This is a genomic window from Streptomyces sp. NBC_01788, assembly GCF_035917575.1.
GTDB lineage: Bacteria > Actinomycetota > Actinomycetes > Streptomycetales > Streptomycetaceae > Streptomyces.
Genome location: NZ_CP109090.1, coordinates 1,948,245 through 1,961,711, shown reverse-complemented (window position 1 = coordinate 1,961,711; position 13,467 = coordinate 1,948,245). Strand labels below are relative to the sequence as shown.

The 13,467-nt window shown below is 64.5% G+C and carries 7 protein-coding genes, 3 rRNA genes and 2 pseudogenes; 9 read left to right on the top strand and 3 right to left on the bottom strand.

Annotation, left to right across the window (positions count from 1 at the left end; translation table 11 throughout):
• The first annotated feature begins 26 nt into the window (after window positions 1-26).
• Window positions 27-968 carry an SPFH domain-containing protein gene (locus OIE49_RS09115; protein WP_100572617.1) on the top strand — a complete coding sequence of 314 codons (942 nt, stop codon included), beginning with the start codon at window positions 27-29 and terminating at the stop codon, window positions 966-968.
• Window positions 969-1,042: 74 nt separating this feature from the next.
• On the opposite strand, the gene OIE49_RS09110 is transcribed toward OIE49_RS09115, so the two are convergent.
• Both OIE49_RS09110 and OIE49_RS09105 read right to left on the bottom strand, forming a co-directional pair.
• Window positions 1,043-1,549 (bottom strand): HNH endonuclease, encoded by a 507-nt coding sequence (locus OIE49_RS09110; RefSeq protein WP_326801868.1) that lies wholly within the window; start codon window positions 1,547-1,549, stop codon window positions 1,043-1,045.
• A gap of 164 nt (window positions 1,550-1,713) precedes the next feature.
• Window positions 1,714-2,253 (bottom strand): YbhB/YbcL family Raf kinase inhibitor-like protein, encoded by a 540-nt coding sequence (locus OIE49_RS09105; RefSeq protein ID WP_100572615.1) that lies wholly within the window; start codon window positions 2,251-2,253, stop codon window positions 1,714-1,716.
• Between the two features lie 74 nt (window positions 2,254-2,327).
• Between OIE49_RS09105 and OIE49_RS09100 the strand changes: the two are divergent.
• Window positions 2,328-2,585, top strand: a pseudogene (locus OIE49_RS09100) (DNA-3-methyladenine glycosylase); the annotation flags it as partial.
• Between the two features lie 14 nt (window positions 2,586-2,599).
• Window positions 2,600-3,208 carry a DNA-3-methyladenine glycosylase gene (locus OIE49_RS09095; protein ID WP_326801867.1) on the top strand — a complete coding sequence of 203 codons (609 nt, stop codon included), beginning with the start codon at window positions 2,600-2,602 and terminating at the stop codon, window positions 3,206-3,208.
• Between the two features lie 362 nt (window positions 3,209-3,570).
• Here the strand turns inward: OIE49_RS09095 and OIE49_RS09090 are convergent, their stop codons facing one another.
• A complete protein-coding gene (locus OIE49_RS09090; RefSeq protein WP_326801866.1) occupies window positions 3,571-4,890 on the bottom strand; it encodes a recombinase family protein in 1,320 nt (439 codons plus the stop codon).
• Window positions 4,891-5,087: 197 nt separating this feature from the next.
• On the opposite strand from OIE49_RS09090, the pseudogene OIE49_RS09085 reads away from it, so the two are divergent.
• From OIE49_RS09085 to OIE49_RS09060, 6 genes and pseudogenes are all read left to right on the top strand, one after another.
• Window positions 5,088-5,486, top strand: a pseudogene (locus tag OIE49_RS09085) (DNA-3-methyladenine glycosylase); the annotation flags it as partial.
• A gap of 630 nt (window positions 5,487-6,116) precedes the next feature.
• Window positions 6,117-7,642: ribosomal RNA gene (locus OIE49_RS09080) — 16S ribosomal RNA — on the top strand.
• 306 nt (window positions 7,643-7,948) lie between these two features.
• Window positions 7,949-11,069, top strand: a 23S ribosomal RNA gene (locus tag OIE49_RS09075).
• A gap of 104 nt (window positions 11,070-11,173) precedes the next feature.
• Window positions 11,174-11,290: ribosomal RNA gene (gene rrf, locus OIE49_RS09070) — 5S ribosomal RNA — on the top strand.
• The 16S, 23S and 5S rRNA genes sit together here, the layout of an rRNA operon.
• A gap of 143 nt (window positions 11,291-11,433) precedes the next feature.
• Complete coding sequence (locus tag OIE49_RS09065; RefSeq protein ID WP_326806178.1) at window positions 11,434-12,705, top strand: hypothetical protein; 1,272 nt, start codon at window positions 11,434-11,436, stop codon at window positions 12,703-12,705.
• Window positions 12,597-13,433: a hypothetical protein gene (locus tag OIE49_RS09060; protein WP_326806177.1), complete on the top strand. Its 837-nt coding sequence runs from the start codon at window positions 12,597-12,599 to the stop codon at window positions 13,431-13,433. The genes OIE49_RS09065 and OIE49_RS09060 overlap by 109 nt, the downstream gene beginning before the upstream one ends.
• The last annotated feature ends 34 nt before the right edge of the window (window positions 13,434-13,467 follow it).

The window sequence follows — 13,467 nt, the reverse complement described above, 5'->3', positions numbered from 1 at the left end:
GGCGGAGAAGGGTACGGGCAGCAACGATGGCACCGGTCATCATCGTCCTGATCATCCTGGTGGTGTTGGTCTTCATCGCCCTGATCAAGACGATTCAGGTCATCCCACAGGCGAGCGCCGCCATCGTCGAGCGCTTCGGCCGCTACACACGGACACTGAACGCGGGCCTCAACATCGTCGTCCCGTTCATCGACACCATCCGCAACCGCATCGACCTGCGTGAACAGGTCGTCCCGTTCCCACCGCAGCCGGTGATCACCCAGGACAACCTGGTCGTGAACATCGACACCGTCATCTACTACCAGGTGACCGACGCCCGGGCCGCCACCTACGAGGTCGCCAGCTACATCCAGGCCATCGAGCAGCTCACCGTCACCACCCTGCGCAACATCATCGGCGGCATGGACCTGGAGCGCACCCTGACCTCCCGCGAGGAGATCAACGCGGCCCTGCGCGGCGTCCTCGACGAGGCGACCGGCAAGTGGGGCATCCGCGTCAACCGCGTGGAGCTCAAGGCCATCGAACCGCCCACCTCCATCCAGGACTCGATGGAGAAGCAGATGCGCGCCGACCGTGACAAGCGCGCCGCGATCCTCCAGGCCGAAGGTGTCCGGCAGTCGGAGATCCTCCGCGCCGAGGGTGAGAAGCAGTCCGCGATCCTGCGCGCCGAGGGTGAGGCCAAGGCCGCCGCCCTGCGCGCCGAGGGCGAGGCCCAGGCCATCCGTACGGTCTTCGAGTCCATCCACGCCGGAGACCCCGACCAGAAGCTGCTTTCCTACCAGTACCTCCAGATGCTCCCGAAGATCGCCGAAGGCGATGCCAACAAGCTCTGGATCGTGCCCAGCGAGATCGGCGACGCCCTCAAGGGCCTGTCCGGAGCCATCGGCGGCTTCGGCCTGGGCGGCGCCCCGAGCGGCGGCAACGCCCCCGCGGCCACCGAGCGACGCGAGAAGCCGTCCATCGACTGACCCGCCCGGTCAGCCACGGCAAGTGGGGCCCGCCATCGTGAGAAATCACGAAGGCGGGCCCCACTGCCGTCGAACTAGGCTGCCGACCGGGCCAGCCAGGAGGGAAGCGCCTCGAACTCCTCCTGCCCCAGGGCCAGAAGCATCGCGTCCGCGGGGGTCGGCTCGAACGGCTCCCGCAGCAACGGCATTCCCGCCTGCTCCGGAGTCCGGTCCGCCTTGCGGTGGTTGTCCTCCGCGCACGAGGCCACCGTGTTCAGCCAGGTGTCCTGCCCGCCCCGCGAGCGCGGCATCACGTGGTCCACGGTCGTCGCGCGCCGCCCGCAGTACGCGCACCGGTGCCGGTCCCGTATCAGCACACCCCGCCTCGACCACGGAGCCTGTCTTCGGAACGGCACCCGCACATACCGGCACAGCCGGATCACCCGGGGCGCGGGGATGTCGACCTGCGCGCCACGCAGCCGCAGCTCCGGATGGGTCTGCTCGACCACGGCCTTCGACTGGAGCACGAGCACGACCGCCCGGTTCAGCGTCACCGTCGACAGCGGCTCGAAGCTCGCGTTCAGCACCAGCGTGTCCCGCATCCCGGCCCACCTCCCAAGAACGCCGGCCCACCCCCTGGCGGGCTGGATCAACTCTGGCCGGGCGCGCCGGGATGGACAACGCAATAAAAATGCCCGCTCCCGGCCACGTTCAAGACCGGAAGCGGGCAAACGTTCAGTGAACGGCGGCCTGCGCGCCGCGCGGCTCAGCCCTCGGCGGGGTTCTCGTACTCACCGATCAGCCGGGCGCGCGCCAGCGTGTGGAAGCGCAGATTGAAGCCCACCACGGCGGGCGAGGCGTCCGAGTCCGGACCGAGCCTGTCCTGGTCCACCGCGTACACCGTGAACACATACCGGTGCGGTCCGTCCCCGGGCGGCGGCGCGGCACCGCCGAAGTCCTTCGTGCCGTAGTCGTTGCGCGCGTGCACCGCGCCCTCGGGCAGCCCCTCGAACTTGCCGCCGCCCGCACCCGCCGGCAGCTCCGTCACCGAGGCCGGGATGTCGAACAGCACCCAGTGCCAGAACCCGCTGCCCGTCGGGGCGTCCGGGTCGTAGCAGGTCACGGCGAAACTCTTCGTCTCCGGAGGGAAACCCGCCCAGCGCAGCTGCGGGGAGGTGTTCCCGCCCGCGTGGACCTGAGCGTCCCCGAGCGTCGCGCCCTCCCGGACGTCGTCGCTCGTGACCGTGAAGGACGGCACGGGCGGATGGAAGTCGTGGGGGAGCGGCCGCCGCTTGTGCTCGGTCACCTCGGTACCTCCTGATCGGTTCCTGGATGATTCCCGATCAATGATCCCACCTGCCTCGACTACGCTCGTGAGCCGTGATCGCGCCCACGTCCCGTACGCCGCTGCCCAGAGAGTTCTTCGACCGCCCTGTCGTGGATGTCGCCCCCGATCTGCTGGGCCGCGTCCTGGTGCGTACGACCCCCGACGGCCCGATCGCCCTGCGCCTGACGGAGGTCGAGGCCTACGACGGCCCGAACGACCCGGGCTCCCACGCCTACCGCGGCCGCACGGCCCGCAACGGCGTGATGTTCGGTCCCCCCGGCCATGTGTACGTCTACTTCACCTACGGCATGTCAAGGCGGTCAGCATGAACGTTGACCTCGCCCACCCTGCTGAGCAAGTCGCCCCCAGGCTGCTCGGTGCCGTCCTCACCCACGAGACCCCCGAGGGAATCGTGAGCATCGCCATCACGGAGACCGAGGCGTACTCCGGTACGGCTGACCCAGCTTCCCATGCCTACCGAGGTCAGACACCCCGTAACGCCGTCATGTTCGGACCCGCAGGACACCTGTACGTCTACCGGTCTCACGGTCTCCACTGGTGCGCCAACGTCGTCACCGGGACGGACGGCATCGCCTCAGCTGTCCTCATCCGGGCAGGCAGGGTCGTCGAGGGGGAAGACCTGGCACGCAAGCGGCGAGGAGCGAAGGTCGAGAGCCCACGTCTTGCGCGGGGTCCGGGGAACTTCTGCCAGGCGCTCGGCATCACGGCAGAGCACAACGGCACAGACCTGCTGACGGATGCCTCGGTCGTGCTGTCCGGGGGCGAGCCGGTACCCGCTGCGCTCGTCCGGGTGGGCCCTCGGGTGGGTGTGAGTAAAGCCCACGACTGGCAGCACCGCTTCTACCTTGCCGGTGATCCAACGGTCTCGGCGTACCGGCTGAGCCCGAGAGCCAAGCCGTCCGCCGGAGCCTGAGCCGCTGTGCGCCTTGCTCACGGCTCGCCGGTGAGTCGGCGCGGAGTTGGGCCAGAAGATGCGTGATCGTTCGCGAGCGCGGCGCGTGACGCGTTCCTGGCCGGTCGGGTGACTACCGACGTGCGCCAACTCGGACCGGACGGGTGGGTGTGACCGAGCACTCCAGTTGGCATTTGAGCAGCCGAGTTGGGATCTTGTCCCTGCCTGGTGCATGCGAACCAAAGAGATGGGTGCACAGAGGCCTTGTGGGATGTGCGGATCTTCCTCGCCGGGCATGACGAAGGGCTCCGCCCGACTCTCGTCAGACAGGGGCCCGTGCTCACTGAGCGCCGATGGCCGGCTCGGTTCTCCGTGCTGGGATCTCAGGGGTTCCGGAACGTGATCCGGCAGTGCCCGGGCTTGAAGGCTCGGACCCCTCGACCGCGCGGCATCAGCTCGACTCGCTCGCAGACCTGCATCACGACGGTCCGCACGTAGTCGATGCGGTCGGGGTCCTCGTAGTCCAGTTCCTCCCACAGGTACTCGACGTCGCCCAAGTCGACGCGCACCCGCTCCGCTGCCAGGTCTGCCAGCTCGGCCCGGATCTTGGTCAGGTCGGCGTCACACCTGTTGATGCCCGTCCGCAGGGTCGACGCGTCGATGTCCCCTACAGCGAACATCTCCGCCAAGGCGTTGCGCCTCTCGGACGCGGCAGTCTCCTCGGCCAGCAGTTCGGCCTCTTGCCCCTCGTCTGCGGCATCCGTGGCCGGTGCCGCGTTCCACTCCTCGGCCTTGCCGATGACCTTCCGGACCACGAAGGAGTCAAGAGTGTCTGCCGGGCAGGTGATGCACCGGCCACCTGAACAGCTGTAGATGCGGTACCGCTCGCCTGCCGCGTTCTTCTTGCTCCATCCCTGAGTGGCGACGGCCTGACACTTCGAGCAGCGGACGACGCCGGACAACAGGGCCTTGCGCTTGCCGCCGCCGCCCGTGTTGCGCTCGGGATCGATCAGGTAGCGGACCAGGGCCCGGAACATGCCCTCGGAGACGATCGCCTCCCAGTTGCCCGCCCCGGTCTCCTCGGTCAGTCGTACGCGCTTCCCGTCCGGCTTCTCGACCCACTGCGAGTACGTCTGGATTCCCGCGTTCCGCGGCTTCAAGAGGATCCCCCGAAGGTTCGAGCTGCGCCACTCCTTGCCGTGCGGTGAGAGCAGTCCAGGGGCGTTCCAGTCCTTCGCGATGGACCAGAGAGAGACACCGGTCAGGGCATCCCGGTACGCCTGCCGCAGGGCTTCCGCCTCTGCCTCACGGTGCCTGCCGTCACGCTCGAAGCCGAACGGACGAGTACTCCAGAAGGGCCTTCCCGACTCTCTACGGCGCTGGTGTCCGAGTACTTGGCGCTCTACTCGCATCTCGGTCTCGTTGCGAGCCACCACAGCGCCGATGCGAGCAGCGAGCCGGCCGGACGGGGTGGACAGGTCGAGCACTCCCTGGGCCTGTGCGGCGGCCAGGGTGACGCCGGCCGCCTCGGCCAGGTCCACCAGGTCCTCAAGATCCCAGGGGACGCGGTACATGCGGTCGTAGTGGCGAGACACGATGGCGTCTGCCTTGCCGTCCTCCACCAGAGCCTTGACGCGCTCCCACTCGTCGCTTCGCTTGGCTCCCCGCTTGGTTGAAGCTGACGTGTCCTTCTCGACGATCACGGCTACGACTGATCAGCCGTTCCGGTCGCACAGCGCCTGACTCAGTTCCACCTGTTGTGTCAGGTTCCCGCCCTTGGACTCCTCGCCCCTCGGGGTGGGGCTGAGCCTGGCGTAGACGATCGCTCGCACTGCCTGTCTCCTGCTTGTCGACGCCTTGTCGATGACGCTGGAGTAACGACATACATGCGTGGTGAGTCACCTATGTCATGTGGCCCTGCATGAACCTGTGGCCGAGGGCAGGGCGAGCGGAGTCCTGCTGGGCGCCGGCGAGATCGTCGAGGGCGCCGAGCTGGCCCGCGCCCGCCGCCTCTCGGCCCGCAACGACAAGGAACTGGCCCAAAGGCCCGGCCCGGCTGGCCACTGCTCTGGGCGTGGACCGGACCCTCGACGGCACCGACGCCTGTGCCGCCGGCGACACCCCCATACGGATGCTGACCGGTACGCCTGTCCCCTCCGGCCAGGTACGCAACGGCCCCCGCATCGGAGTGGCCGGCGAGGGCGGCAACGGCGACGTCCCCCCGTGGCGCTTCTGGGCCGCCGACGACCCGACGGTGAGCCCGTACCGGGCCCATGCGCCGAGGCGCCGTCGAAGCTGACGGCGGGAGTTGACTCGCCCGCGGAAGGTGCGTAACGTGGCCCGAGCCGCTGAACCGGGTACGGCGATCGCCTGCAGCCGGAGCGGCCAATCCACTACCTACCGACAACCCCTTCGACGGGGTCGTCTTCGGTGCGCCCGCGTACCCGAATTCGAACTCGCGGGACTCGATTATGAGTCGCCAGGGAAATCGGCTAACGTAGTGAATGTCGAAAGGCCGACGGGCGGAAGCCCGAAAACCAAAAGACAAACCCCACTGACTGGGAGTCAGGTCGAGAAAAGATCTGATAGAGTCGGAACCGCCGGAAAGGGAAACGCGAGAGCGGAAACCTGGAAAGCACCGAGGAAATCGGATCGGAAAAAGATCTGATAGAGTCGGAAACACCGAAGGGAAGCCCGGAGGAAAGCCCGAGAGGGTGAGTACAAAGGAAGCGTCCGTTCCTTGAGAACTCAACAGCGTGCCAAAAATCAACGCCAGATATGTTGATACCCCGTCTCCAGCATCCGCTGGGACGAGGTTCCTTTGAAAAAACACAGCGAGGACGCTGTGAACCGAGGGGACTATTCCTCCCCTCTGGTTCCGCTCTCGTGATGTGTCGCCGGCAGTATTAATTTACTGGCCGAGCAAGCATTCACGGAGAGTTTGATCCTGGCTCAGGACGAACGCTGGCGGCGTGCTTAACACATGCAAGTCGAACGATGAACCACTTCGGTGGGGATTAGTGGCGAACGGGTGAGTAACACGTGGGCAATCTGCCCTTCACTCTGGGACAAGCCCTGGAAACGGGGTCTAATACCGGATATCACTCCTGCAGGCATCTGCGGGAGTTGAAAGCTCCGGCGGTGAAGGATGAGCCCGCGGCCTATCAGCTTGTTGGTGAGGTAATGGCTCACCAAGGCGACGACGGGTAGCCGGCCTGAGAGGGCGACCGGCCACACTGGGACTGAGACACGGCCCAGACTCCTACGGGAGGCAGCAGTGGGGAATATTGCACAATGGGCGAAAGCCTGATGCAGCGACGCCGCGTGAGGGATGACGGCCTTCGGGTTGTAAACCTCTTTCAGCAGGGAAGAAGCGAAAGTGACGGTACCTGCAGAAGAAGCGCCGGCTAACTACGTGCCAGCAGCCGCGGTAATACGTAGGGCGCAAGCGTTGTCCGGAATTATTGGGCGTAAAGAGCTCGTAGGCGGCTTGTCACGTCGGGTGTGAAAGCCCGGGGCTTAACCCCGGGTCTGCATTCGATACGGGCTAGCTAGAGTGTGGTAGGGGAGATCGGAATTCCTGGTGTAGCGGTGAAATGCGCAGATATCAGGAGGAACACCGGTGGCGAAGGCGGATCTCTGGGCCATTACTGACGCTGAGGAGCGAAAGCGTGGGGAGCGAACAGGATTAGATACCCTGGTAGTCCACGCCGTAAACGGTGGGAACTAGGTGTTGGCGACATTCCACGTCGTCGGTGCCGCAGCTAACGCATTAAGTTCCCCGCCTGGGGAGTACGGCCGCAAGGCTAAAACTCAAAGGAATTGACGGGGGCCCGCACAAGCAGCGGAGCATGTGGCTTAATTCGACGCAACGCGAAGAACCTTACCAAGGCTTGACATACACCGGAAAGCATTAGAGATAGTGCCCCCCTTGTGGTCGGTGTACAGGTGGTGCATGGCTGTCGTCAGCTCGTGTCGTGAGATGTTGGGTTAAGTCCCGCAACGAGCGCAACCCTTGTTCTGTGTTGCCAGCATGCCCTTCGGGGTGATGGGGACTCACAGGAGACCGCCGGGGTCAACTCGGAGGAAGGTGGGGACGACGTCAAGTCATCATGCCCCTTATGTCTTGGGCTGCACACGTGCTACAATGGCCGGTACAATGAGCTGCGATACCGTGAGGTGGAGCGAATCTCAAAAAGCCGGTCTCAGTTCGGATTGGGGTCTGCAACTCGACCCCATGAAGTCGGAGTTGCTAGTAATCGCAGATCAGCATTGCTGCGGTGAATACGTTCCCGGGCCTTGTACACACCGCCCGTCACGTCACGAAAGTCGGTAACACCCGAAGCCGGTGGCCCAACCCCTTGTGGGAGGGAGCTGTCGAAGGTGGGACTGGCGATTGGGACGAAGTCGTAACAAGGTAGCCGTACCGGAAGGTGCGGCTGGATCACCTCCTTTCTAAGGAGCACTTCTTACCGGGTTCGCTCGGTCAGAGGCCAGTACATCGGCGAATGTCCGGTGCTGGTTGCTCATGGGTGGAACGTTGATTATTCGGCACACTCGGTCCGGTTGGGACCACTAGTACTGCTTCGGCGTGGAACGTGGATCTCAGCGGCGAGGGTGTCGGGCACGCTGTTGGGTGTCTGAGGGCACGGCCGTCTGGTCGGGTCTTCGGTTGCCGGCCCCGGTAAAAATCTGCTTCGGCGGGTTGTGACGGGTGGTTGGTCGTTGTTTGAGAACTGCACAGTGGACGCGAGCATCTGTGGCCAAGTTTTTAAGGGCGCACGGTGGATGCCTTGGCACCAGGAACCGATGAAGGACGTGGGAGGCCACGATAGTCCCCGGGGAGTCGTCAACCAGGCTTTGATCCGGGGGTTTCCGAATGGGGAAACCCGGCAGTCGTCATGGGCTGTCACCCTTGTCTGAACACATAGGGCAAGTGGAGGGAACGCGGGGAAGTGAAACATCTCAGTACCCGCAGGAAGAGAAAACAACCGTGATTCCGGGAGTAGTGGCGAGCGAAACTGGATGAGGCTAAACCTACGACGTGTGAGACCCGGCAGGGGTTGCGTCGTGGGGGTTGTGGGATCTCTCTTCCACGGTCTGCCGGCCGTGGGACGAGTCAGAAACCGTTGATGTAGACGAAGGACATGCGAAAGGTCCGGCGTAGAGGGTAAGACCCCCGTAGTCGAAACGTCAGCGGCTCGTTTGAGAGACACCCAAGTAGCACGGGGCCCGAGAAATCCCGTGTGAATCTGGCGGGACCACCCGCTAAGCCTAAATATTCCCTGGTGACCGATAGCGGATAGTACCGTGAGGGAATGGTGAAAAGTACCCCGGGAGGGGAGTGAAATAGTACCTGAAACCGTGTGCCTACAAGCCGTGGGAGCGTCGGATGCAGCTTGCTGCATCTCGTGACTGCGTGCCTTTTGAAGAATGAGCCTGCGAGTTTGCGGTGTGTTGCGAGGTTAACCCGAGTGGGGTAGCCGTAGCGAAAGCGAGTCCGAATAGGGCGATGGAGTAGCACGCTCAAGACCCGAAGCGGAGTGATCTAGCCATGGGCAGGTTGAAGCGGAGGTAAGACTTCGTGGAGGACCGAACCCACCAGGGTTGAAAACCTGGGGGATGACCTGTGGTTAGGGGTGAAAGGCCAATCAAACTCCGTGATAGCTGGTTCTCCCCGAAATGCATTTAGGTGCAGCGTCGTGTGTTTCTTGCCGGAGGTAGAGCACTGGATAGGCGATGGGCCCTACCGGGTTACTGACCTTAGCCAAACTCCGAATGCCGGTAAGTGAGAGCGCGGCAGTGAGACTGTGGGGGATAAGCTCCATGGTCGAGAGGGAAACAGCCCAGAGCATCGACTAAGGCCCCTAAGCGTACGCTAAGTGGGAAAGGATGTGGAGTCGCACAGACAACCAGGAGGTTGGCTTAGAAGCAGCCACCCTTGAAAGAGTGCGTAATAGCTCACTGGTCTAGTGATTCCGCGCCGACAATGTAGCGGGGCTCAAGCGTACCGCCGAAGTCGTGTCATTGCGATATGTACCCCCAACGGGGATCGTGATGGGTAGGGGAGCGTCGTCTGCCGGGTGAAGCAGCACCGGAAGGTAGTTGTGGACGGTTGACGAGTGAGAATGCAGGCATGAGTAGCGATACACACGTGAGAAACGTGTGCGCCGATTGACTAAGGGTTCCTGGGTCAAGCTGATCTGCCCAGGGTAAGTCGGGACCTAAGGCGAGGCCGACAGGCGTAGTCGATGGATAACCGGTTGATATTCCGGTACCCGCTGTGAAGCGTCAAACATCGAGCATCGTGATGCTAAGGCCGTGAAGCCGCCTCTGATCTCTTCGGAGTGAGGGGGAGTGGTGGAGCCGCCGAACCAAGCGGTTAGTAGGTGAGTGATGGGGTGACGCAGGAAGGTAGTCCATCCCGGGCGGTGGTTGTCCCGGGGTAAGGGTGTAGGACGTCAGGTAGGTAAATCCGCCTGGCATGTGTCTGAGACCTGATGCCGAGCCGATTGTGGTGAAGTGGATGATCCTATGCTGTCGAGAAAAGCCTCTAGCGAGTTTTATGGCGGCCCGTACCCTAAACCGACTCAGGTGGTCAGGTAGAGAATACCGAGGCGTTCGGGTGAACTATGGTTAAGGAACTCGGCAAAATGCCCCCGTAACTTCGGGAGAAGGGGGGCCACGTCTGGTGATCCGTTTTACACGGTGAGCTGGGGGTGGCCGCAGAGACCAGCGAGAAGCGACTGTTTACTAAAAACACAGGTCCGTGCGAAGCCGTAAGGCGATGTATACGGACTGACGCCTGCCCGGTGCTGGAACGTTAAGGGGACCGGTTAGCTCCATTTCGGTGGGGCGAAGCTGAGAACTTAAGCGCCAGTAAACGGCGGTGGTAACTATAACCATCCTAAGGTAGCGAAATTCCTTGTCGGGTAAGTTCCGACCTGCACGAATGGCGTAACGACTTCTCGACTGTCTCAACCATAGGCCCGGTGAAATTGCACTACGAGTAAAGATGCTCGTTTCGCGCAGCAGGACGGAAAGACCCCGGGACCTTTACTACAGTTTGATATTGGTGTTCGGTTCGGCTTGTGTAGGATAGCTGGGAGACTTTGAAGCGGCCACGCCAGTGGTTGTGGAGTCGTCGTTGAAATACCAGTCTGGTCGTGCTGGATGTCTAACCTGGGTCCGTGATCCGGATCAGGGACAGTGTCTGATGGGTAGTTTAACTGGGGCGGTTGCCTCCTAAAGAGTAACGGAGGCGCCCAAAGGTTCCCTCAGCCTGGTTGGCAATCAGGTGTTGAGTGTAAGTGCACAAGGGAGCTTGACTGTGAGACCGACGGGTCGAGCAGGGACGAAAGTCGGGACTAGTGATCCGGCGGTGGCTTGTGGAAGCGCCGTCGCTCAACGGATAAAAGGTACCCCGGGGATAACAGGCTGATCTTCCCCAAGAGTCCATATCGACGGGATGGTTTGGCACCTCGATGTCGGCTCGTCGCATCCTGGGGCTGGAGTCGGTCCCAAGGGTTGGGCTGTTCGCCCATTAAAGCGGTACGCGAGCTGGGTTTAGAACGTCGTGAGACAGTTCGGTCCCTATCCGCTGTGCGCGTAGGAGTCTTGAGAAGGGCTGTCCCTAGTACGAGAGGACCGGGACGGACGAACCTCTGGTGTGCCAGTTGTCCTGCCAAGGGCATGGCTGGTTGGCTACGTTCGGGAGGGATAACCGCTGAAAGCATCTAAGCGGGAAGCCTGCTTCGAGATGAGGACTCCCACCCACTTGATGGGGTAAGGCTCCCAGTAGACGACTGGGTTGATAGGCCGGATCTGGAAGCACGGTAACGTGTGGAGGTGACCGGTACTAATAGGCCGAGGGCTTGTCCTCAGTTGCTCGCGTCCACTGTGTTAGTTCTGAGGCAACGAACAGTTGCCGGCTTTGAGCTGAACCACAACAGAAGAGTGTGCTTGTTCGCTCGAAACCATTAGGGTTTCGGTGGTCATAGCGTGAGGGAAACGCCCGGTTACATTCCGAACCCGGAAGCTAAGCCTCACAGCGCCGATGGTACTGCAGGGGGGACCCTGTGGGAGAGTAGGACGCCGCCGAACAATCTTTGGAAGGACCCCTGGTCACCAGCGTTCAGCTGGGACCAGGGGTCCTTTTGCATTTCCGTACACAAGACAGGAGTCACCGATGTCCACCAACTCTCCCGACGAGCGTCCGGAGCGCGATCAGCGCCGCCGGGACGGTGGTGACCGCGGTGACCGTGGCGGGTACCGCGGAGGACCACGCAGTAGCAACGACCGCAGTGGCTTCGGCCGTCGTGACGACGACCGTGGTCACGGACGTCGTGACGACCGTGGTCACGGACGTCGTGACGACCGTGGTGGGTTCCGTCGTGATGAAAGGCCCGAGCGCGGGGACCGCGGCGGCTTCCGCCGCGACGGCGACCGTCCCACCTACCGACGTGACGACCGGCGCGATGACCGACGTGACGACCGGCGCGATGACCGACGTGACGACCGGCGCGATGACCGACGTGACGACCGGCGCGATGACCGACGTGACGATCGGCGGGATGGCGACCGCGGTGGCTTCGGCCGGCGTGACGACCGCGACCGCGGCTTCCGCCGCGACGGCGACCGTCCCACCTACCGCCGCGACGACCGGCGCGATGACCGCCGTGATGGCGACCGCGGCGAGCGCCGTGACTTCGACCGTGGTCCCCGTCGTGACGACCGCGGCGACCGCCGTGACGACCGCGGCGGGTTCCGTCGTGACGACAGGCCCGAGCGTGGGGACCGCGGTGGCTTCCGCCGTGACGACGACCGTGGTCACGGACGTCGTGACGACCGTGGTGGGTTCCGTCGTGATGACAGGCCCGAGCGTGGCGACAGGCCCGAGCGCGGGGACCGCGGTGGCTTCCGCCGCGACGACGACCGTCCCACCTACCGCCGCGACGACCGACGTGACGACCGACGCGATGACCGACGTGACGATCGGCGGGATGGCGACCGCGGTGGCTTCGGCCGGCGTGACGACCGCGACCGCGGCTTCCGCCGCGACGGCGACCGCCCCACCTACCGTCGCGACGACCGCCGTGACGGCGACCGCGGCGAGCGCCGTGACGACCGGCGTGACTTCGACCGCGGCGAGCGCCGTGACGACCGGCGTGACTTCGACCGCGGTCCCCGTCGTGACGACCGCGGCGACCGCCGTGACGACCGCGGTGACCGTGGCGGCTTCCGCGGCCGTGACGACCGTGGTGGGCGCGGTCCGCGGCGTGACGACCGGGGCGGGCGCCCGGGTGGTTTCCGGGGCCGTGACGACCGCCGCGGTGACGACCGGCGCGGCGACGACCGCCGCGGTGGCGGGCGCTTCCGCGACGACCGGGACCGGGAGCCGATCAAGCGGCTGCCGATCCCCGAGGACGTCACGGGCGACGAGATCGACAAGGACGTCCGGCAGGAGCTGCAGAGCCTGCCCAAGACGCTCGCCGAGGACGTCGCCAGGAACCTGGTGATGGTCGCCCGGCTCATCGACGAGGACCCGGAGGGCGCCTACGGCTACTCCAGGGTGGCCCTGCGGCTGGCGTCCCGTGTCGCCGCCGTACGGGAGGCGGCCGGGTTCGCCGCGTACGCGAGCCAGAAGTACAGCGAGGCGCTCGCCGAGTTCCGTGCCGCCCGGCGGATGACCGGGAACGTGGAACTGTGGCCCCTCATGGCCGACTGCGAGCGCGGTCTCGGGCGGCCCGAGAAGACGCTGGACATGGCCGGGGCACCGGAGGTGCACAAGCTCGACAAGGCCGGACAGGTGGAGATGCGGCTCGTCGCGGCCGGTGCCCGGCGCGACTTGGGTCAGCTGGAAGCGGCCATCGTGACGCTCCAGAGCCCCGAGCTGGCCTCCGGCTCGGTCCAGCCGTGGACCGCGCGCCTGCGGTACGCCTACGCCGACGCGCTGCTCGCCGTCGGCCGGGAGTCCGAGGCACGGGAGTGGTTCGCCAAGGCCGTCGAGGCCGACCGGGACGGCAGCACCGACGCCTCCGACCGACTGGCCGAGCTGGACGGCGTGGAGTTCACCGACGCCCTCGACGAGAACGACGAGAACGGCGAGGACGGCGAGGACGGCGAGAGCAGCGAGAACGGCCAGAACGGCGAGGACGGCGAGAGCAGCGAGAACGGCCAGAACGAGGTCAAGGGCGAGAGCGGCGACGCCGCCACGTCCGACGCCGACACGTCCGACAAGGACTGACGGACACGCCGGCCGTCACTGACACCGGCCGTTA